The 22,278-nt window shown below is 48.5% G+C and carries 19 protein-coding genes; 5 read left to right on the forward strand and 14 right to left on the reverse strand.

The features are described from left to right. Positions 1–42: 42 nt before the first annotated feature. From PP175_RS23180 to PP175_RS23190, 3 genes are all read right to left on the reverse strand, one after another. Positions 43–1,467, reverse strand: a complete 1,425-nt coding sequence (locus PP175_RS23180) for a sensor histidine kinase (RefSeq protein WP_272440553.1) — start codon at positions 1,465–1,467, stop codon at positions 43–45. Further along, entirely contained in the window at positions 1,457–2,134 is a 678-nt protein-coding gene (locus PP175_RS23185) for a response regulator transcription factor (protein ID WP_272440554.1), read from the reverse strand. The genes PP175_RS23180 and PP175_RS23185 overlap by 11 nt, the downstream gene beginning before the upstream one ends. 223 nt (positions 2,135–2,357) lie before the next feature. Continuing rightward, a complete protein-coding gene (locus tag PP175_RS23190; protein ID WP_272440555.1) occupies positions 2,358–3,158 on the reverse strand; it encodes a hypothetical protein in 801 nt (266 codons plus the stop codon). 197 nt (positions 3,159–3,355) lie between these two features. Between PP175_RS23190 and PP175_RS23195 the strand changes: the two genes are divergently transcribed. Beyond that, the gene (locus tag PP175_RS23195) at positions 3,356–3,811 is read left to right on the forward strand and encodes a DnaA N-terminal domain-containing protein (protein WP_272440556.1); all 456 of its coding nucleotides are present in this window, start codon (positions 3,356–3,358) and stop codon (positions 3,809–3,811) included. Between the two features lie 66 nt (positions 3,812–3,877). Here PP175_RS23195 and argF read toward each other — a convergent pair whose 3' ends face one another. From argF to argC, 6 genes are all read right to left on the reverse strand, one after another. Next, positions 3,878–4,819, reverse strand: coding sequence for an ornithine carbamoyltransferase (gene argF, locus PP175_RS23200; RefSeq protein WP_272440557.1), 942 nt, complete (start codon positions 4,817–4,819; stop codon positions 3,878–3,880). Further along, a complete protein-coding gene (gene carB, locus PP175_RS23205; protein WP_272440558.1) occupies positions 4,816–8,058 on the reverse strand; it encodes a carbamoyl-phosphate synthase (glutamine-hydrolyzing) large subunit in 3,243 nt (1,080 codons plus the stop codon). The genes argF and carB overlap by 4 nt, the downstream gene beginning before the upstream one ends. Beyond that, the gene (locus tag PP175_RS23210) at positions 8,051–9,121 is read right to left on the reverse strand and encodes a carbamoyl phosphate synthase small subunit (RefSeq protein ID WP_272440559.1); all 1,071 of its coding nucleotides are present in this window, start codon (positions 9,119–9,121) and stop codon (positions 8,051–8,053) included. The genes carB and PP175_RS23210 overlap by 8 nt, the downstream gene beginning before the upstream one ends. A 73-nt stretch (positions 9,122–9,194) precedes the next feature. After that, complete coding sequence (locus tag PP175_RS23215) at positions 9,195–10,376, reverse strand: acetylornithine transaminase (protein WP_272440560.1); 1,182 nt, start codon at positions 10,374–10,376, stop codon at positions 9,195–9,197. Then, positions 10,373–11,170, reverse strand: coding sequence for an acetylglutamate kinase (gene argB / locus PP175_RS23220; RefSeq protein WP_272440561.1), 798 nt, complete (start codon positions 11,168–11,170; stop codon positions 10,373–10,375). The genes PP175_RS23215 and argB overlap by 4 nt, the downstream gene beginning before the upstream one ends. Before the next feature lie 51 nt (positions 11,171–11,221). After that, on the reverse strand, positions 11,222–12,259 hold the full coding sequence (gene argC / locus PP175_RS23225; protein ID WP_272440562.1) for an N-acetyl-gamma-glutamyl-phosphate reductase: 1,038 nt from the start codon (positions 12,257–12,259) through the stop codon (positions 11,222–11,224). A gap of 267 nt (positions 12,260–12,526) precedes the next feature. Here argC and PP175_RS23230 point away from each other — a divergent pair, with 267 nt between their 5' ends. Further along, on the forward strand, positions 12,527–12,694 hold the full coding sequence (locus tag PP175_RS23230) for a hypothetical protein (RefSeq protein ID WP_272440563.1): 168 nt from the start codon (positions 12,527–12,529) through the stop codon (positions 12,692–12,694). Between the two features lie 219 nt (positions 12,695–12,913). Then, positions 12,914–13,780: a uracil-DNA glycosylase family protein gene (locus tag PP175_RS23235; protein WP_272440564.1), complete on the forward strand. Its 867-nt coding sequence runs from the start codon at positions 12,914–12,916 to the stop codon at positions 13,778–13,780. A 133-nt stretch (positions 13,781–13,913) separates the two neighbouring features. On the opposite strand, the gene PP175_RS23240 is transcribed toward PP175_RS23235, so the two are convergent. The 3 genes from PP175_RS23240 to PP175_RS23250 form a co-directional block, all read right to left on the reverse strand. Then, the gene (locus PP175_RS23240) at positions 13,914–15,236 is read right to left on the reverse strand and encodes an MFS transporter (RefSeq protein ID WP_272440565.1); all 1,323 of its coding nucleotides are present in this window, start codon (positions 15,234–15,236) and stop codon (positions 13,914–13,916) included. A gap of 190 nt (positions 15,237–15,426) precedes the next feature. Further along, complete coding sequence (locus tag PP175_RS23245) at positions 15,427–16,272, reverse strand: YitT family protein (RefSeq protein WP_272440566.1); 846 nt, start codon at positions 16,270–16,272, stop codon at positions 15,427–15,429. Next, positions 16,250–16,900, reverse strand: coding sequence for a DsbA family oxidoreductase (locus tag PP175_RS23250; protein ID WP_272440567.1), 651 nt, complete (start codon positions 16,898–16,900; stop codon positions 16,250–16,252). Before PP175_RS23250 ends, PP175_RS23245 begins: the two co-directional genes overlap by 23 nt. 319 nt (positions 16,901–17,219) lie before the next feature. On the opposite strand from PP175_RS23250, the gene rarD reads away from it, so the two are divergent. Further along, positions 17,220–18,152: an EamA family transporter RarD gene (gene rarD, locus PP175_RS23255; protein WP_272440568.1), complete on the forward strand. Its 933-nt coding sequence runs from the start codon at positions 17,220–17,222 to the stop codon at positions 18,150–18,152. Between the two features lie 209 nt (positions 18,153–18,361). On the opposite strand, the gene prfB is transcribed toward rarD, so the two are convergent. Further along, a protein-coding gene (gene prfB / locus PP175_RS23260; RefSeq protein ID WP_272440569.1) for a peptide chain release factor 2 occupies positions 18,362–19,475 on the reverse strand; the annotation gives its coding sequence in 2 pieces (ribosomal slippage) (positions 18,362–19,393 and positions 19,395–19,475; 1,113 coding nt in all). Position 19,476: 1 nt separating this feature from the next. After that, complete coding sequence (secA, locus tag PP175_RS23265) at positions 19,477–21,993, reverse strand: preprotein translocase subunit SecA (protein ID WP_272440570.1); 2,517 nt, start codon at positions 21,991–21,993, stop codon at positions 19,477–19,479. A gap of 80 nt (positions 21,994–22,073) precedes the next feature. Between secA and PP175_RS23270 the strand changes: the two genes are divergently transcribed. Further along, the gene (locus PP175_RS23270; protein ID WP_272440571.1) at positions 22,074–22,226 is read left to right on the forward strand and encodes a hypothetical protein; all 153 of its coding nucleotides are present in this window, start codon (positions 22,074–22,076) and stop codon (positions 22,224–22,226) included. The last annotated feature ends 52 nt before the right edge of the window (positions 22,227–22,278 follow it).

Genomic DNA, 22,278 nt, shown 5'->3' on the forward strand with positions numbered 1-22,278 from the left:
AGTCGCGCAATTCAGATGAATAATCGTCTATGAGACCGCATATTAAAGAGAAAGTTCCAGCCGAAACACCGTGCCTGATTCTGATGTATGAAGCAGTTGCAGGTCTCCTCCTAACGCGCGGGCGAGCAGGCGGCTCAAAGGAAGGCCAAGGCCGAGGCCGTGGGTTTTTGCCCGTTCTTTCTTTCCACGGTAATACCGTTCAAAAATATAGGATTGCTGGTTTTCCGGAATGCCTTTGCCATCATCCTGCACATCTATAAAGATCTTGTTCTGTTCTTCCCGGGGGGTGAGGGTGATCGTAATGTTGTTCGCTCCTGCTTCCCGGCTGTTTGTAAGCAGGTTCATAAGAATCTGCCGCAGTTTATCAGCATCGCCCAGTACCCAGATCTCCCCCTCTTCCAAGCGCAAATGCATGTTAAGGGCAAGGCCCAAAAATTCATCCAGCGATTTTATCTGCGAAATAATGCCTTTGATAATTCTGGTTAGTTCCACAGGCTGTCGTTCTACCTGCACAGCCCCCGCCTCAAGCGAAGAAAAGGAAAGTAAATCTTCTACCATACCCTGCAGCCGAACCGCTTCCCCCAGCGAAATTTCGAGAAATTCAGCCGCTTCTTCCCCTGTTACCACGCGCCCCTGCACCGCCTGTATCATTCCCCGGATTGAAGTGATCGGCGTGCGAAGTTCGTGGGAAACGCCCGCCAGCAGATCAATGCGAAGCCTCTCAAGCTGTTCTAAGCGCGAAGCCATATAGGCGAATGAAATCACAAGCTGACGCAGCTCCTCTTCCTTCATATTTTCATCAGGGAGCACGGGATGGTATTGCCCTTCTGCAACTTCCCTGGCTGCCTCTGCAAGCTCCCGCAGCGGTTGGGTTAACCGGCGGGATAAGAAGTAGATTACCAGCCAGCCTACAAGCCCGATTCCAGCTGTAAAAATACCGAGTAATGTGAACTGGCGCTGCATCTCCTGCAGCGTCCCTTTAGCGGGAGCGCTCAGGTACAAAACTTTCGTGATCTGCTGATTTTCAAATATGGGAACACCGACCCGCTGCCAGTTCTGCCCGTTAATCTGCGTCACTTCCCTTGTAACCTGTCCTGCCAGTACTTCCTGGTAGGTTGGCGGAACCTTCAGCAGATCAGGCGGAACTGGCTGGATGCCAATCGCAATGTCCACGTTTCCAGAAGCGTTGACAACCTGGCAGATAAACTGACGTGACCGTATCGCTTGTAGTGAGTGATACAGATTAATGGGGATGGACTTATCCTCTTCTGCAAGCCTCTGGTACGTCTCGGAGATTTGTTCGGCCCGCACCGTAAGCAGCTGGTAGCTTTGTTCATAAACATTGGACCTAACCCAAATGCCCAGCAGCAAAGCAATCACAAAAAGCCCGGAGATAAGCATGAGCAGATAGCGGCCTGTCCAAACACGAAGCAGCGGGTACGATTCGGTTTTCTTTTTACGTAACACGCAGCATATACCCCATTCCCCGGATTGTAACGATTTCACCCTCGGATGAAGGCCATTCCTGCAGAGACTTGCGGAGGCGTTTCACCGCCACATCTACTGCCCGATCGCCCCCGTCATAGTCCATTCCCCACACGTGGTCCAGCAGCTGATCCCTGCTGAAGCACTGGTTTGGATTGCGCGCCAGAAAAGCAAGCAGATCCCAGTCGCGCGGCGTTAACTGGATATAATTCCCCCCACACGTTACCTGTCTTGCCGTAAAATCAAGCACAAGCCTGCCAAACTGGACCTGTTCCGCTTCTATAAGATGGGCAGGCCGCCGTAATACAGCCTGTACCCGTGCAACCATCTCATCCGGGTCGAACGGTTTCGGCATGTAATCGTCCGCCCCCTGTTTGAATCCGTATAACCTGTCCTGCACTTCGCCCCTGGCTGTAATGACAATCACCGGACAACTGCTGTTCTGGCGGATCGCCCGAAGCACTTCCCACCCATCCATGTCAGGCAGCATCAGGTCGAGCAGTACGAGATCGGGTTTATAGGAAGAAAAAGAAGCAACCGCTTCTTCACCTGTTGAAGCATGACACACCTCATAATCAGCCTTTTTCAAATAGGCCATTACGAGGCGCGCAATTGGAAATTCGTCTTCCACAATCAGAATACGCTGCATCGTTTAGGCTCCTTTGACTTTTTATTCGCATCTATGTTTTAACTAATCATAGTAGAAAATTCGGCCAACGCCAAGCCTTTGCACAGGACTGCGGTCCCCATGTAAGAGGTGAACACTGTTACGGTTAAAGTGATATCAATCCCTGTTCATAAATAAATCCCCGGCTAAGATAGCCGGGGGCAGGAAACAACGTTTAAGCTTTGAATTTGGTGAGCAGTTGAAGTCAGGCGGTCGGCGTTGTCGCCTGAAGGGCAGTGTTGGCCTTTTGAGCAAAATTAAGGAGAACCTGCTTCTGTGCAATCGTCTGCTGCTCCAACGTGATAAGCTCGTTTAGGGCTTGTGTGGCACCATTTACGTCTTTGTTCTTCTTTGCTGTGCGCAGAGATTGAAGCTGTGCTTTCATGCTCTGATTTAGCGTTTTAAGCTGGCTGCGTGCGTTTTTAGACTGGGCATATAAATCTTGCAGCGGCTGTAGCGTAGATTTTACGCCGGCCTTCTGTGAGGCTACTGTACCGCGAAGCTCTTTTAGCTTATCAAAATCCGCTTGGTGTGATGCCTGAATTGATTTTAATTGTGCCATATCAGCTGTTAGTTTATCTTTAGCAGCTTGAACTCCAGCTGTATCTTTATTCGCTTTAGCTGTTTTCAGTGCTGCTTTTTCGGCTTTGATATCCGCTGCGATCGGCTGGATCTGTTCTTTTACCGCCTTTATTTGTGGTGCAAGGGACTTCATTTCCGCCTGTTTAGCCGAGTCAATTTGTCCGCGTACGGCCTTAACGGCTGCTTTGTTTTTACTCCACAGTTCTTTTAGCTGGGCATTTATCTGCTTTTCTTGCTGGCGGAGTCCCTTTAAGGAGTCTTGAAGGTTCTGAACAGCCTGCATCTGCGGATTCAATGCCTTATGGACATTCTGCACGGCTGCAGATGCCTGTTGGGCCGATGATGGCGATGTTGCCGCGAACGCCGAAACAGACATCATTGAAAGAGAAGCGGCAACCGCCAGTACTGTCAATTTCTTTTTCATAACCACTACCTCCTGTAACGTAGGTCCTTATGTAAGGATATTGTTATAATAATCGTGTATCATGTCAGGAATATGTCGAGAGCCCGGTCTAATAGCACAAAAATTTTTTTGAGGGATCACCTATCCCAAAATCAATAAAACGATCCGAAAACTATAGTATACAGCCCTACATCTGTGAATAAAGAAGGGACGAGACGATGAAGACGTTTGAACAGGTTTGGAGAGAGGTAGTAAATCGCCTTCGCACCAAATTATCCCGCCCCAGTTTTGATGCCTGGATTAAAGAGCTTTCCATTCAATCCATTGATCGGGATAAAATTATTATAGGCGTAGAAAATGAATTCACACGCCAGTGGGTAGAAACCCGCCTAAAAGAACTGCTGCAAGATACATTGTATGAGGTATCCGGCCAGCGGTACAGCCTATCATTCGCAGTTCGGGTTAATGATTATGTCCGGTACAGCATGGAAACGGTTCCCCCAAAAGTGGATCCCCGCGAAGCAGAAGAAAAGAACAACCAGGAGCTTCTGCATGACATTCTGAATGAATTGAGATTGCTAAACCACCGCATGGACCGTTTTGAAGTTGAATTGCGGGAAATAAAAACAGAAGTTAAGAAAGCGGAAACGAAAAAAATACCACGTCCGCGGTAACGTACGCTGCAAAAAAATGCGAAAGAGCCCAAGGTTGATCCGGGGCTCTTTCGCATTTTTAATCGATTATGCCATAGTCGCTACTAAAATCGCCTTCTGTGCATGCAGACGGTTCTCGGCCTCATCAAACACGACGGAGTTTGGACCGTCGATCACATCAGCGGACACTTCCTCCCCGCGGTGGGCGGGCAGGCAGTGGAAGAACAGGTAATCCGGTTTCGCCACCCGGGCCAGCTCCGCATTAACCTGGAATCCCGCAAACTTTTGAATGCGCTCCTGCTGTTCCGCCTCCTGGCCCATGCTTGCCCATACGTCTGTATAAATAATATCCGCATTGGCTGCCGCTTCCAGCGGGTCTGTTGTAACAAGTACCTGGCTGCCGCTCTGCGCAGCAAACGAACGCGTCTGATCGGTCACACCCTTATCAGGAAGATAGCCTTCCGGTGCCGCTACCGCCACATTCATGCCGACTTTTGCAGCTCCAATCATGAGCGAATGGGCCATATTGTTTCCGTCCCCGATATAAGCTAATTTTAGTCCTTCCAGCTTCCCTTTGTGCTCGATTATCGTCTGGAAGTCAGCCATTACCTGGCAGGGGTGCTGTAGATCGGTGAGGCCGTTAATTATCGGAATATCCGCATATTCGGCCAGCTGCTGCACCAATTCATGGGAAAACGTCCGAATCATAATGCCATCCAGGTAGCGCGACAGAACACGCGCTGTGTCCGGAATCGGTTCCCCACGCCCAATCTGCAGATCCCTGCCGCTCAGGAATAACGCTGATCCGCCAAGCTGGAACATTCCTACCTCGAATGATACCCGCGTGCGGGTTGAGGACTTCTCAAAAATCATCCCGAGCGTTTTGCCCGCAAGCAGAGGATGGGAAATTCCATTCTTCTGCTCATGCTTTAATTTAGCGGCCAGGTCAAGCAAATAGTAGATTTCTTCCTTTGTATAATCAGAGAGACAAAGAAAGTCTCTCCCCTTTAATTGTTGTGTTGCGATCATTGTACAGGCTCCTTTCTTTTCTCCTCCAGCAGATACCGGCCCAAGTCCTGTGCTTCACCTAATTTATGGCCATGAACAGCCAGGTATGAAGCAAACGTATCAAGGAAGGTAAAACACGTAATATTAAGCGAAAGCGCCAGCTGTCTCAGCGCGAACCCAAGGCGGCCCCGCTTATTTCCGAGTGTTGGTGTATTTACAAACGCTTTAACAGGCATCTGCGTGCATAGTTCTTTCACCTGTTCAGGTGTTTCCACAATTTCTTTTACTGGAACATCATGCTGTGCGAGAAAAGCGGCGGTTCCCGGCGTCGCAAGAATCGACAGATTTAATTCTTTCAGCTTAGGAAGATATGGGATGAAAGCCTGTTTATCCGGATCAGACAGTGAAATAAGGATAGCGTCCTCCGGTTCGAGCCAATCACAAATTCCTTCCTTCCAGCCGATCGCCTTGGCCACAGCTTCCTCGACTGAGTAAGACAGCCCGATAACTTCACCGGTCGATTTCATTTCCGGCCCTAGTGCGGGGTCGACCCCGTTTAATTTAATCGTGGAGAAGACTGGCCCTTTTACAGCAAAGAACGGAATGCGCGGCATAAGCCCCGTTCCGCAGCCGATGTCTGCCAGCTTTTCGCCCAGTTGCACACGCGTCGCCAGCGGCACCATCGGAATGCCGGTCACTTTGCTTACAATCGGTATCGTACGGGATGCGCGCGGGTTCACCTCCAGCACATAAATCGTACCCTCTGTATCGATAACAAGCTGAATATTAATTAAGCCGCACGCTTGCATCTCAGCTGCAATGAGCTTCGTATAGCGGGCGATTTCGCCGCACTGTTGTTGCGATAAATTTGGCGTTGGAAAAATCGCCATGCTGTCGCCGGAATGCACGCCGGCCCGCTCGATATGTTCAAAAATACCTGGGATAAGCACATCCTCGCCGTCACAGACCGCATCGACTTCCACTTCCATTCCGGAAACATATTTATCGATGAGAAGCGGGAACAGTGCACCGGATGATGTATACCGGTTCCAGTCTGCGAAATACTGATCCAGCTCTTCCGGATTGTTAAGCACTGCCATGCCGCGCCCGCCAATTACGTAGGACGGACGAATCAACACCGGATAGCCAATTTCTTCAGCGACAAGGTGGGCTCCCTGCTGGCTGTTCACGCCCTCACCCGGGATATGCGGGATTTCCAGCTTTCGCAGCATTTCATAGAAACGCTCCCGGTCCTCTACCCTATCAATCGCATCGACGGATGTACCGTATACATGTACGCCGGCTCTGAGAAGCTTATCTGCCAGGTTAATGGCTGTCTGGCCGCCGAACTGAACCATCACACCGTCTACTTTTTCCTTTTCTATCACATTTAGCACGTCTTCGAGCGAGAGTGGCTCGAAATAAAGCTGATCCGCCGTGTTATAATCCGTCGATACGGTCTCCGGATTGTTATTGATGACAACCGCTTTTACATCGTGTTTGCGCAACGCTTTCGCCGCGTGCACGGAGCAATAGTCAAACTCAATTCCCTGCCCGATACGGATTGGGCCGGAGCCAAGAACGAGAACTTTTTTATCCGCTGTCTCAACAGGCACCTCGTCCGCACCCTGCCAAGTTGAGAAATAGTATGGCGTCTGTGCGACAAATTCGGCCGCACATGTATCCACCAGCTTGAAAGCCGGCGCCATCCCCCATTCCTTCAGCCGGGCCCGTACTTCCTCGAAGCTTACCCCGCACAGGCTGGCAATCGTGCTATCCGCAAAGCCGCGCAATTTCGCTTCTTTTAAAAGCTCCCGGTCTACTCCAGCCCAGCGAACATCCTTCAATTTGTTTTCAATAGCGACAATTCGCTCAAGCGCACGGAGGAAATAGCGATCCACCTGTGTTTTTACGTACAGGTCATCCACGCTCATGCCGCGGCGGAGCGCTTCAGCAATATAGAAAATACGCTCATCCGTAGCAGCTGTCAGAGCTTCCTCTAGCTCGGCCTCGTCAGCCTCTTTTACATAGGAAAGTTCAACGTGCTGCACGCCGATTTCAAGGGAGCGAATCCCCTTAAGCAGGGCTCCTTCCAGTGTCCGGTCGATCGACATCACTTCACCGGTTGCCTTCATCTGCGTCCCAAGCGCACGGTCTGCATGCGGGAATTTATCAAAAGGCCAGCGTGGAATTTTGGCTACGACATAGTCGATGGCCGGTTCAAAACTAGCGTATGTGTAACCTGTAATCGGGTTGATCACTTCATCGAGGTGGTAACCCAAGGCCAGCTTAGCCGCCGTCCGGGCAATTGGATACCCTGTCGCCTTGGAAGCCAGCGCGGAGGAACGGCTCACGCGCGGGTTGACTTCGATCAAATAATACTGTTCACTGTTCGGATCAAGGGCAAACTGGATGTTGCAGCCCCCTACTACGCCAAGTGCGCGAATCACTTTACATGAAACCGAACGGAGCATCTGGTACTGCCTATCCGTCAGCGTCTGGGACGGGGCAAATACAATCGAATCACCGGTATGGATTCCTACCGCATCGAAATTTTCCATGTTGCAGACGATTATACAGGTATCATTCGCATCTCGCATCACTTCATATTCAATTTCTTTCCAGCCCTTTACGCTTCGCTCCACTAATATTTGCTGAATCGGGCTCGCCTGCAGTCCCCGTGCAGCCACCGCTAACAGTTCTTCTTCTGTATCCGCAATGCCGCCGCCTGCACCGCCAAGCGTGTACGCCGGCCGGACAATAACCGGATAGCCGATGCGGGAAGCGAAGACCAACGCATCTTCAACCGTCTGTACGGTTTCGCTCTCCGCTACAGGTTCACCTATCTCCTGCATCACCTGCTTAAACTGCTCCCGGTCTTCGCCTTTCATGATCGTATCAAGCGGGGTACCAAGAAGCTCTACATTGTATTTCTCCAGGACGCCAGCATCTGACAGTGCCACGGCAAGGTTCAGGCCAGTCTGCCCGCCTAGTGTCGGCAGCACGCCATCCGGGCGTTCCCTGGCGATAATTTTTTCTACGGACTCCACTGTCAGGGGCTCCATATAAATCCGGTCCGCCACTTCGTCATCGGTCATAATGGTTGCAGGGTTATTATTAACGAGAATAACCTCCACCCCTTCTTCCCGCAGGGCGAGACAGGCCTGCGCGCCCGCGTAATCGAACTCGGCCGCCTGACCAATCACGATGGGGCCGGAGCCCAGCACCAGAACTTTCTTTATCTCTGTTTTTTTAGGCATAGCTTCTCTCTCCTATTACCTGGCACTGCTGTACGAACTGCTCAAACAGATGGTGTGTATCCTGCGGGCCCGCATGTGCCTCCGGATGAAACTGTACGGATGAAATCGGCAGGTATTTATGGCGGATCCCTTCACACGAACCATCGTTTACATTGCGGAACGTTTGGATTAGCGGCGTACTGGCCAGTTTCTCTGTCTTTACAACATATCCATGATTTTGTGAGGTTAGATAAACTTTACCCGTCTCCAGATTTTTAACCGGGTGGTTGCTGCCCCTGTGCCCATACGGCAGGCGCTCCGTATCGCAGCCATACATCAGCGAGATCAGCTGATGGCCCAGGCAGATGCCCATCGTTGGGTATTTCTCTGCAATTGTTTTGAGGCCGCTCAGGTAAGGCGTCATTTCTTTCGGATCTCCGGGCCCATTGGACAAAAAGATTCCGTCCGGCTTCAGTCTGTTGATTTCATCCGGAGATACATGATAAGGGACAACCGTTACCCGGCAGCCAAGATCCAGTAGACAGGTGAGAATCGACTTCTTATATCCAAAATCAAAGAGGGCAATATGCGGACCGTCCGCTTCCGTGCCATAGCTCTTTGGTTCTTTTACAGCAACCTGGGCAACGGCACCCAGCAGCGGCTGCGGTGGACAAATGGCTGCCGGATCCGATGTGAGCAGTCCATACACCTCACCGTGCGTCCGGACAATATTGGTGATCGCGCGTGTGTCCACGCCAGTCAGTCCGCCTAATCCAAATTCCTGCGCCGTTTCCGCCAGCGTGCGTCCGGATTGGTAATGGCTTGGTTCCTGGCACAGATCCCCTACGATTAAGCCTCTGCAGGCGGGTTTTACACTCTCAAAATCCATGTCATTTATTCCGTAATTCCCAATAAGGGGATAAGTGAATGTCACGATCTGCCCGGCATAGGAGGGGTCAGACAGTACCTCCTGGTAGCCTGTCATACCTGTATTAAATACGACTTCTCCTGTGCAGGCTTCCGTACATCCAAACCATTCCCCTTCGAAAATGTCTCCCGTACTTAACACCAGATAGCCCTTCATGTCTCCAACTCCTTTTGTCCGAGCCCGCCGTGTGCCTGCGCGGACCCTGCATGTATTTCTTGCTGCTGTTTTATCATTTACTGGCTGCTGCTTCCTTTGCCCCGGCAAGCACTTCACCGAGAACGGCCACAGCCCAATCGATCTGTTCCTTCTCAATTGTGAATGGAGGCAGAATGCGGAGCACATTCGGGCCAGCCTGGAGCAGTAGTATGCCCCTGTCGCGCATCTGTGCTACCAGCCCTGCTGTATCTTCCTTCATCTCGACACCTATCATGAGGCCAAGGCCCCGTACGGCTTTAATCTCTTGATTATCGCGTGCCAGTTCTTCGAGCTTCACCTGTAGATAAGCCCCCATTTCCTTAACGCGTTGCAAATAGCCGTCCTCATCCATCGTTTGCAGTGTGGCAAGCCCTGCGCTTGAAGCCAGTGGATTGCCGCCAAATGTCGTTCCATGGCTGCCCGGTCCAAAAGCTTCCGCCAGTTTTTCCTTGCCGACGATCGCTCCCATCGGAAAACCGCTGCCCAGCCCCTTCGCCATGGTGATAATATCCGGTTCGATATTGTAGTGCTGATAGGCGAACCATTTGCCAGTCCGCCCAATTCCCGTCTGCACCTCATCTACAATCAGCAGCAAATTGTGCTCCGAACACAATTGTTTAATCCGTTCCACGAAGCCCGCGTCTGCAGGGTTAACCCCGCCTTCACCCTGAATCATCTCCAGCATAATGGCACATGTCTTTTCGTTTACCGCCGCCTGAAGTGCGTCAGCATCATTATAAGGAACCGTGACAAAACCTTCCGGCAGCGGGCCAAAACCAACTTTTACTTTATCCTGCCCGGTCGCGGTTAGGGTCGCAAGCGTCCTGCCGTGAAACGATTGGGTAAACGTAATAATTTCATAGCGAGGTTCACCCAGCACCTTTTGCGTGTATTTGCGCGCCAGTTTAATGGCTGCCTCATTGGCTTCGGCTCCGCTGTTGCAGAAGAACGCCCTATCCCCACAAGTGAGAGACACCAGTTTCTCGGCCAGCTGTTCCTGTACCGGTATTTCAAAAAGGTTCGAGCAGTGCCACAGCGTATCCAGCTGCTCGGCAACCTTTGCTTTTACTTTAGGCGGAACATTGCCAAGGGAAGTAACCGCAATTCCCGATACCAGATCCAGATACTCTTTGCCCGTATCATCATAGAGAAGATTTCCCTCTCCCCGTACAATGCGAATTGGCCAGCGACCATAGTTTGGAAATAAACTACTCATCCTAATACCGCCTTTCCTTGTTTTATAATTTTTGTCCCCTCTTTTGCTCCGTTTGCTGCTTCGATAAGGATGCCTGGTTCATATCCGCTCACAATAACAACTTCCTCTACCTGCTGGCCCAGCGCGTCGAGCGCGGCTGTTACTTTAGGGATCATCCCGCCGTATATTACGCCATCCTGAATGAGTTGCTTAATTTCGCTCTCGTTTAATTCGGCAATCAGCTCGCGAACGCCGTTTCTCTCGCGCAGCACACCTGGCACATCGGTCACCATCAGAAGCCTGGCTGCACCCAGCGCACCGGCGACAGCGCCTGCCGCCGTATCCGCGTTCACATTATAAAATTGGCCCCCCTGGTCTACACCGATTGGGGCAATCACCGGAATGCACCCGGCAGCGCATAAGGCTTCGATGAGATATGGATCTACTTTTTCCACGATGCCAACGAATCCCAGGTGCTCCGGCCCCTGTGCAACCAGCAGGGTTGAGCTGTCAATGCCGCTGATGCCTGCGGATCGGCCGCCAGCCTGCTGGATGCGCCTGACTAGCTGTTTGTTTGTCTGCCCGATAAGAACCATCTGGGCGACTTGCAGGGTTTGTTCGTCTGTGACCCGTAACCCGTCAATAAATTTTGCTTCGATTCCCATCTGATGTAGCACCGCTGAAATTGCCGGTCCGCCGCCATGTACAATGACGGGGGCTAACCCGCTGTTCTGAAGGGAGACGATATCGCTGTAAAAAGTGTCCGGCAGCTGGTCCAGCGTGCTTCCGCCGCATTTGATGACTACTTTATCCATAAGGCCTCCATCTCTCTCAAGGTTGGTTGATTTTTGCAGGTATTCTAACTTTTATGGATATACTGGCGTGAAATCCAGCCCCGCCGTTTCCGGCAGCCCAGCCATCACGTTCATATTCTGGACAGCCTGGCCTGCAGCGCCTTTTACAACGTTATCGATGACCGCGAGCACAATAATTCGGTTGGTCCTCTCATCAACGTGCCAGGCAATGTCACAGTAGTTGGACCCGTATACTTCCTTTGTTTTCGGATTCGAACCCGGCTTTCGCAGCCGCACGAACGGCTTTCCCTCATATGCCGAGTGGAATGCCTGATGGATAGCCTCATGCCCCGTGCCCGGAGTAAGTGAAGCGTAGGCGGTCGTCAGGATTCCCCGGTTCATTGGTACAAGATGAGGTGTGAATGAGATGATTACCTCTCTGCCTGACAGCCTGCCCAGCGTTTGCTCAATCTCCGGCGTATGCTGGTGCTTTGCCACTTTATAAGCGGCGATGCTTTCGTTCACTTCGCAGAACTGGCTGCCAAGGCTCACGGAGCGCCCTGCGCCTGTTACACCGGATTTAGCGTCAATAATGATGGATTTCTCATCAATGAGCCCGTTAACCGTAAGCGGCAGAAGGCTTAAGAGCGAAGCCGTCGGATAGCACCCCGGATTGGCGATTAGCCTTGCTCCTTGAACCGCATCCGCCATCCACTCGGTTAGTCCATATACAGCCTGCTCCAGATACGGCTGCTCCGCGGTATCTTTGGCGTACCATTTCTTATATAATTCCGGAGTTTCTAAGCGAAAATCGCCGGATAAATCTATAATCCGCAGGGTATCATTCATCAGCTGCGGCACGAGCTTGCCGCTTACTCCTGAAGGGGTTGCGATAAATACAACGTCCGACTCCTGCTGAATTCGAGCGGTGTCAATCTCCTGTAGAGTATCCACCGCTGTATGGCTTAAATGAGGGTAAATATCCTGCAGATAGCTTCCTGCCTGAGAATTAGAATATACTGCTGTAATGTTAGCCTCCGGATGCCGGAGCAGCAGACGAATAAGCTCTACGCCGCTGTATCCAGTCGCCCCGATAATTGAAATGTTCACCGTCTCTCTCTCCCATCTCTACGTACGATTCAATTTATGAATTATTATACAGTTTAGTTCATAATAATTCAAGAATAAAAAGTATAATCATGCATCCTCCCATAACTTTTATTCATATGTAAATTTATGTTAGCCAATTTAAGCAACTGCGGTTAATATAGTAACAAATAGGTAAACGGTAACAGGAACAGGCTATCAGCTTGTGATTCACGGGGATTAACTTTCTCGCAGGTGGCCCCACATTCGAAGATAGATAGGAGACTGTTAATGGAAACAAAATTATATGAAAGTCTTGTAGTTCAAAGTAAAATGTTTGTAAATGGTATTTTTGAGGATGGGGAAGAAATTAATTTTTCTACATCAGGTGTCTATAGGGGATCAATTAACGAGTCGGATATTAAAATCATAAAAGTTATGAAGAAGATATTTATTTAATCCTAAAGGGAACGTGAAGTAATTTATGAATGAAATGTATCACAAAAGAATTGAGTTCTGCCCACTATGCAAAAGTAAAATGATCGATGATGCATTCGAAGAGATTGAATTTTTACCTGACGGCTCGACAAAAATCGATGTAATTCATCCAGCTTGGGTTTGCAGCAGTTTCTGTGGATATTATGAGAAAATGGAATAATTGTAAGGAGAAACAGAATATTGATTGATAAATTAAAACAGCTAAATTTCACAAATTTAATTAAAATTACGGACGAAGATGTCTCCAATTACTCGTTTAATAACTATCGCCAGAATGGTTTCAAACATAACATACATGGCTTCTGTACTTCTTGTGAAGAGAAAAATATTAATTCCTCCTTAAAATCACTGGAGTACAAGTTATCTACCATTTCACACGGGACACATACCATCGATTTTGTTGATGCAATCAACATAAACAAACCCGACATTAGCTCATGGAACGAACAATCGGTTATGTTTATATTCGAGTCACCAAGCAAAATAAATGAAACCTATGAGTCCATTACATATGAAGGTGTAAAAAAAATGCCGGTGAAGGAGTGGTATTGGATTCATAGAGATAGAACTTATAAAGAATTTCCACAACATTTTGAAGGAAAGCACTATGGAAACCTAGTACTCAGTATAATAAACACCTTTAAATTAAAGAATGCTTATGTTACCAATCTAGTAAAATGCGGCTTGAATAACGACCAAGGTGAATTCAAAGGAATAGAATATTACCCTTCAGAATGTATTCATAACTGCTTTAACAATTTTCTCAAACAGGAAATCGAGATTGTACAGCCAGAAGTTATTTTTGCATTTAGCAAAAATGTACACAAATGGGTTAAAAATTTAATGCCCCATCAGCATGTTTATTATTTACCTCACCCCGCTGGTAGAACAAAAAATAAAGTACGTAAGATGTTCTACTTTTGGGAAGTAGCTCAAGGACTCTACAACGCTAGCATAATAGGCGAGGAAGAAATAGGTGAATTAGCTATAAAATATATTTCAAATGGAAGCAAGTGTATTGATAATAATCAAAATGCGGGAACATAAAGAGGTACTGTATCCACTTTAAATGTATGAAGAATTAAAAGGAGCTCAGCAACATCTATAGGATTGCTGAGCTTCTATTGATTCGAGGCTTGTGTTGAGGCCTGTTTATTACAATAGCAGACCTTTCAATTTATTACGGGAGGTTCGCTGAGTTTTTCGCCGCTGTCTTTGTGTTAAAGGCGATGGGTTCGATTTGCAGCTCGCTTTTCAGCATATCGAGAGGTCTTATCTTTGTTAAGAAGAACACAACAGAAAGCGCTGCCGCAATCATCATGCTTCCCCCCAGCACAAGTGCAGAGGCAAAACCATACCGCTGGGCAATGAAGCCTGTGAGAATGGGAGATACAATAGAGGCAAACGCCCCTGCGGTGTTCATGAGGCCTCCTAGCGCACCGGCACTCCCCTCCGGTGCCAGGTCCTGCGGAATGGACCATAGGATTGCCGTCGACGCAGACTCAGCAGCCATCGTAATCACGAGCAGCACAGCAGCTGATATGGCTGAGCCGGCATAAGCCGCCCCTATCACGGACACCGATAGCAGCTGAGAGATAACAATCAGCGTCTTTTTGACCCGGGTAACGTTATAGCCCCGCTTAACAAGCCGATCCGATATAACCCCGACGAGCGGCTGCGCCAGCATGCCAGCAATCCAGGGAAGCGTAGCATAGAAGGCCACGTGTTTGAGATCCATGTGGCGAGCAGTTGAGAGGTAACCTGGAAGCCATGTCAGAAATAAATAGTACAAATAGTCCTGGAAGAATTTAATAAAGAAAATCGCCCACGTATTCCGGTATTTGAGAAGCTGCATCAGGCTCATTTTAGGTGCTTGTTCACTCGTTGTACGGACAGACGACTGCAGCGGCTGGCTCCGCTTCTTGCTGTTCTTAAATGTCAGAAACCAGAGCACTACCCATATAAGACTGCCAAAACCTGTCACATAAAACGCAATACGCCAATTAGGATGTGCCTCGTTCCCAAAGAACAGCATAAGGGCCACCATTAAAGCGGGCGTAATCGCAGAGCCAAGCCGCAGCCCTGACAGATAAATGCCTGTCGCTGTTCCGCGCTCCGATTCATCGAAGTTGTCGACAATTGCTTTGGTGGCGGCAGGAAAATTGGCGGCCTCCCCCGCCCCGACCATAACCCGACTGAACAATAGCATACTTAAGCCCTTCACTGCACCGGTTAACGCTGAAGCCAATGACCAGATAAGCGCCGATATCCCATACACTTTCTTCGTGCCAAACTTGTCGCACAACCAGCCCATGGGCAGGTTGAACAACAAATACGTCCAGCCAAATGCCGATAAAACAAGCCCCATCGTCTCCATATTGAGATGAAGGTCGTTTGCGATAGCTGTATTGGCCGTTGCCAGGCTGGCCCGGTCAATCGCATTAATAAGTGTCCCCGTAAATAAGAGAACCAGAATCCATTTCTTTCCGCTGCCTTTTTGCATCGCTTGATTCACCCTCTCCAGGTCTGGGTATCCGCCTTCATTTCAACTAGCGTATGCGCCTATGTTTTGATGGTTGCTATCTCTTACCCTCATCATACTTCAGGAAAACCCTTTTAAATCCAACTTTTTCAAAAAAGTCAAAAAAGCCTGCATCAATTTAAAGATGCAAGCTGGAGGCTTCCGTGATTCATTAAGTATTTCTAAAGCCTCTGCCCAGCACTTCATTCGTATTGCTTACGATAACAAATGCATCCGGGTCAAGCCGCTTTACAATATTTTTCAGGCGCGCTATCTGGTTCTGGTTGAGGACACACATGAGAATGGGCCGATCCTGCTCCGTATAGCCGCCCTGTGCCGATATGCGAGTGATACCCCTGTGAATCTCATTGTAAATGGCATCGCGAATCTCGTCGCGTTTATCTGAAATAATGAACGCCATCTTCGCATAGCCTAGGCCAATTTGAACCGCATCGATTGTCTTTCCTGTAATAAAAAGCGTGATCAGAGCATAGAGCGCCTTTTCCGGCCCAAAAGCGAAGGCGGCTGTCAACACTATTAAGCCGTCAATAAACAACACGGCTACCCCTAAGCCAATCCCTAAATATTTATGGGCAATCTGGGCCAGCAGGTCTGTTCCCCCTGTAGAAGCGGAAGCGCGGAATACAATCCCAATCCCAACGCCGATCCCCACCCCGCCATACAGGGCGGCCAGCAGCGGCTCATGGGTGATGGTCGGCCAATGCTCCGTCATCAGAACAAAAAGCGGCAGCACAAATGTGCCATACAACGTTTTGATGCCAAACTGGCGGCCCAGTGTGAAAAATCCAATGATAATGAACAGGAAATTCAGCGCCCATTGTGTATAAGCAGGACGAATCCCGAGCTTGCTTCCAGCAATGATGCTAATGCCGCTCACACCGCCGGAAGCAATGTGAAATGGATTTAGAAAAAGATTGAACGCCACGGCCACAATGAAGGAACCGGCTGTGAGAAGAATGAACTGGCGCAAATGTTTACTTACAACCGTCAACTCCACAAGCCATGCCTTCCGTTAAGATTTCTAGAGGCTGTTTTTTCATTTCGTCATTTATGATCTGCTCTAATGTTTCCTTTGATCGAACGCCAGTAACGGTTGTATTTCCTATCACAAATGTTGGGACAGCCGTAATATTTGCTTCGTTATAACTGTGTGCCAAAGCTTTCTGATGGGCTTCTTTGTATTTTCTTGTTACCAGGGCTTCCCGGTACTCCGTTTCATCTAGACCGATTTCACCCGCTAATTTTGTTAGGATGTCAACATTTCCGATATCCTGTTGTTCCTGAAAGAAGGCACGAAGCATCCGATCGTTATATTCATTTGCTTTCCCTTTTTCTTTTGCATACTGGTATCCCTCAAAGGCCAAATGCGTATAAGGCTGTGGAGAAACGTTGGGCAATACAATATCAATACCCATTTGCTCAGCCATTGGATAGACAGCTTGTTTCCACGTGCTTTGCAAATAGTTTTCTTCTGGGCGGAGCGTTTCATTAGGATAAGGACGAAGCTCATATGGCATCCACTCAACTTCTACATCTTTACCTTCAATCGCTTCCTCAAGCGGCTTTTCTGCTAAAAAACAAAAAGGGCAGACATAATCCGAGTAAACTTTTATCTTCAATTTCATATGAATCATCCTTTAAAGTTTATTTATCCCTTAAATGAGCAAAGTGAAACACCATTTTTGACATGGGATCGAACAATACATTGTCCATCTAACAAATACAAGTAGATAACTTTTTAAAAGTTACTATAAATACTAAACATCGTAGATTGAGGTGTCAAGTGCATGTTTATGTTTGTGTCTTCTGTATATAGCTTTCCACTTTCAATGAGGGATACAACAATCGCTATAAGTTTATATCGAATTTTTACTTTTCTAATAACATATCTCCAAATTTACATATGTATTAATTTCTATATAATTTGTTTAGGAGTCTATGATTATGATTTCATCGCTACTAGCAGAAAGGATGGCATCGGAAATGAATAAAAAGGGCGCGCTCTATGCGATTTTAGCGTACAGTTCTTGGGGGCTTCTTCCTTTGTACTGGAAACTATTTGATAAAATGATCGCGACCGAGATACTTGCGCAACGCATCATTTGGTCTTTTGTATTTGTTTTAATTTTGATTGTAGCTTCTAGAAAGTTAAACGATTTTTTGCAAGCTGCTAAAGACGCTAAACGTTTGTTCATGATGGTTCTGTCTTCGTTGTTAATCACGACTAATTGGGTCGTCTACATCTTTGCTGTGAACTCTGGACACATGGTTGAAGCAAGCCTCGGTTACTACATGAATCCCATTATCAATGTGCTCCTTGGGGTTGTTTTTCTTCGAGAGCGTTTTTCGCTTTTACGATGGCTTGCAATTGCATTGGCTTTGGTTGGTGTTTCCATCATGACATTCGCATACGGCAAGTTTCCATGGATGGCCTTTATGCTTGCATTTTCCTTTGGTTTTTATGCACTGGCAAAAAAGAAGGTTTCCGTGGATTCGACTGTGGGTCTTGCTTGGGAAACGATGATCGTTTTCCCGCTCTCTTTAATTTATGTTATTGTACTTCATGTGAAAGGAACGGACACAGTTTTCACCTTACCTCCTCTTAGCATGGTATTGTTACTTATGGCAGGCGTTGCCACCGCGACTCCGCTGCTTTGGTTTGGTATTGCCGCTAAGATACTTGACCTTTCTATACTAGGATTCCTTCAATACTTGTCGCCCACAATTACGCTATTGCTTGGAGTTTTCTTGTATCATGAAATGTTTACAACCATGGATTTGGTTGCGTTTGTTTTTATATGGGGAGCTTTAGTTTTGTTTACGATTCCCCAAATCAAAAAACGGACGCAAGCCGGCCTTGTAAGGCAATCGCATTAATGTAACGTTCATGATTTGCAAAGTGGCTTAGAAGAGGCATTGACTCTGAGTGCTCGTGCCTCAAGCAGTCGGATAGACATTTCACAATAAAAACCGCTATCGAGAAGATAGCGGTTTTTATTATGGAAATCTCTATTTCGGTTTATAAATAAAAGAGCTACTGACTGATGTCTAGCGTACGATATCTACATGATTAAACGGTGGGTAGATCAGCTGCGCAGCTGCTGGCGAAGGTAGGCATCGATAAACGGCGTTACATCTCCATCCATTACGGCCTGCACGTTGCCTGTTTCTTCGCCGGTGCGGTGATCTTTTACCATACTGTACGGATGGAAGACATACGAGCGGATCTGGCTGCCCCAGCCGATTTCCTTTTGCTCGCCGCGCAGTTTCGCCGCTTCTTCTTCCTGCTCGCGAATTTTCAGCTCATACAGTTTCGATTTCAGCATTTTCATCGCACGTTCCCGGTTTTTAATCTGAGAACGTTCGGTCTGGCACGTTACCACTACCCCTGTGGGAAGGTGGGTAATGCGGACCGCTGAATCCGTCGTATTGATGTGCTGCCCGCCAGCACCTGTCGCACGATACGTGTCAATTTTAAGCTGATCCGGGCGAATTTCTATCTCAATATCATCATCGAGTTCAGGCATCACCTCGCAGGATACGAAAGACGTATGCCGGCGGCCTGACGCGTCAAACGGAGAAATCCGCACAAGCCGGTGCACGCCCTTTTCCGCCTTCAGATAGCCATATGCATTGTGGCCTTTAATGAGAAGGGTCACGCTTTTCACACCCGCTTCATCACCTGGAAGGTAGTTGAGCGTTTCAACTTTGAAACCCTGTTTATCTGCCCAGCGCATATACATGCGCAGCAGCATATCCGCCCAGTCCTGTGACTCCGTACCGCCAGCCCCCGGGTGAATTTCCAGGATGGCATTATTCTTATCATACGGCTGGCTCAGCAGCAGTTCGAGTTCATAATCGTTGAGTTTTTTATTCAGATCTTCAACAGAGGAAGCGATATCTGGAAGCAGAGACTCATCGTCCTCTTCGGCAGCCAGCTCCATCATGACCTGAATATCCTCATAAGCACTCTGCATCGCCTTATACGCATCAGCCGCCTGTTTTAAGGCATTTACCTCTGCGATGACTTTCTGGGCAGCATCGTTGTCATCCCAGAAATTTGGCACAGCCATTTTTACTTCTAAGGCCGCAATTTGCTTTTCCTTCTCAGGGAGGTCAAAGAGACCCCCTGATATCATCCAACCGGTTACCGATTGTCGTCATCTGCTGTTTGGCTTCTGTTAAAGACGAAACAGACATATTATCCCTCCTGCAATCCGTGGCAGTTCTTGTATTTCTTTCCGCTTCCGCAGTAGCACGGATCATTGCGGCCTACCTTTGGCTCGTTGCGGCGGGAAGGCTTCTTCGGTGCGGGCTCATCTGAAGCCATAACCGCCTGGCCTTTTGCAACTTCCTGGCGCTCAAGGTTGTTTCCAACTTGGGCCTTCATGATGTAGGTTGCCACTTCTTCTTCAATCGTGGCAATCATTTCATTGAACATCTCGAAGCCTTCCATCTGGTATTCACGCAGCGGATCGGTCTGGCCATACGCGCGAAGGTGGATACCCTGGCGGAACTGATCCATGGCATCGATATGCTCCATCCACTTGCTATCGACGGCACGGAGAACGACAACCTTCTCGAACTCGCGAATGGTTTCATCGCCGATTTCGGCTTCGCGCTGGGTGTACAGATTTTCAACCAGTTCCCGAATAATAGAAACAATCTCTTCTTTATCCTTACCCCAAATGTCCTTTTTATCCAGCTGGCCTTCATACAGGAAGGTGCCGTTAAAGTGATCCATTAGCGCATCCAGATCCCATTCTTCCTGGACCACTTCATCCGGACAGTGCGCGTCCACCAGACGCTCGGCATGGGACATAATCATACCAATTACAACATCACGCAGCGATTCGGACTCAAGCACTTCCCGGCGCTGCTTGTAAATAACAGTCCGCTGCTGGTTCATGACATCATCATACTGCAGGACAACCCGGCGCATATCGAAGTTCGCACCTTCCACACGCTTCTGGGAAGATTCAATCGCACGTGAAACCATTTTACTTTCAATCGGCATATCCTCTTCCATACCGAGCCGGTCCATCATGCTCATAATGTTTTCTGAACCAAATTTGCGCATCAATTCATCTTCCAGCGAAATAAAGAACTGGGATGAACCTGGATCTCCCTGGCGCCCGGCACGACCGCGCAGCTGGTTGTCGATTCGGCGGCTTTCGTGCCGCTCCGTACCTATAATATGAAGGCCCCCGATTTCCGCGACACCCTCACCTAACTTAATGTCGGTTCCGCGTCCGGCCATGTTAGTCGCAATGGTAACCGCGCCCCGCTGTCCGGCAGCCGCAACAATTTCAGCCTCACGCTCGTGCTGTTTGGCATTGAGCACATGGTGAGGAACGCCCTGTTTGCGAAGCAGGTCGGAGATTAACTCTGATTTCTCAATGGAAGTCGTACCTACAAGCACCGGGCGGCCTACTTCATGATGCTTGACAATATCCTTTACAACCGCATCGTATTTCCCTCGTTCGGACTTGTAAATCGCATCCGGCTTGTCCTCCCGGATAACCGGTTTATTGGTCGGGATGACGATAACCTCGAGGCCGTATATTTTCTTGAACTCTTCTTCCTCTGTTTTGGCCGTACCGGTCATTCCGCCCAGTTTATCATACATACGGAAGTAGTTCTGAAGCGTAATGGTAGCCAGCGTCATGCTTTCATTCTGTACAACAAGGCCTTCCTTCGCTTCAATCGCCTGGTGCAGCCCGTCGCTGTAACGGCGGCCCTGCATTAGGCGGCCGGTGAATTCATCCACAATAATAATTTCACCGTCGCTGACGACATAATCCACATCGCGCTTCATGAGAACGCGGGCTCTGAGCGCCGTGTTGACATGGTGGTTCAGCAAGATATGTTCTGTGTCATACAGGTTATCAATATTAAAAGCACGCTCGACTTCGCTCACACCCTCTTCTGTGAGCGCGACCGAGTTAGCCTTTAAGTCAATGGTGTAATGCTTTTCTTCTTTTAAACGGGTAACAAAACGGGCGGCCACGTAGTACAGCTCGGTTGATTTCTCCGCTTCCCCTGAGATAATGAGCGGCGTGCGCGCTTCGTCAATGAGAATACTGTCAACCTCATCGACAATACAGTAATTTAGATGCCGCTGTGTCATTTGCTCTTTATACAGCACCATGTTATCCCGCAGATAATCGAAGCCAAACTCATTGTTTGTACCGTACGTAATATCGGCGTCATACACTTCACGTTTTTCTTCGGGCGACATACCCGTCAGGTTCACCGCGCAGGTCAGGCCAAGGAAGTTGTAGATTCGGCCCATCTCTTCCGCGTCGCGTGCAGCCAGGTATTCGTTGACCGTAATCACGTGAACCCCTTTACCGGCAAGTGCATTCAAATACGTTGGCAGGGTCGCAACAAGTGTTTTACCTTCCCCGGTACGCATCTCGGCAATTCTGCCTTCGTGCAGAGCCATGCCCCCGATCAGCTGTACATCGTAATGGCGCATGCCAAGAACGCGGCGTGAAGCTTCCCGGCAGACAGCAAATGCTTCGTATAATATATCATCAAGCGTTTCACCTTTAGCAAGACGCTCTTTAAACTCTTCTGTTTTATTGCGTAATTGTTCATCTGTTAAAGCTTGAATCGAAGGCTCCAGCGCGTTGATTTTCTCAACCCTTTTGGCGAGCTTTTTTACATCGCGCTCATTGGTATCCCCAACAATTTTTTTGATTAATCCTAACATCGGATATCTCCTTCCGGCCGTCGGTTGCAGGTAGGACGGCAGAGTATGCTCTCTAAATTTTCATTTTATCAGTATCACGGATGCTTGACAAGGAAGGCTGCGCCGGTCAAATCCGGATAGAAGTGGAAAATGCCATTTTTGGTGGAGGATTTATCAAATCAGCAATTAAAGGGGGCGTGCAGAAACGGGAAAAGACGCCGGGTAAACGGCGCCTTTCTGATCACAGAGGATAAGAAGAAGAAGCGCGTAGATGCGGGCCTTTTCTTATTCCTTCCTTATTATATG

Origin of the sequence: Aneurinibacillus sp. Ricciae_BoGa-3 (genome assembly GCF_028421645.1) — a bacterium.
GTDB lineage: Bacteria > Bacillota > Bacilli > Aneurinibacillales > Aneurinibacillaceae > Aneurinibacillus_B.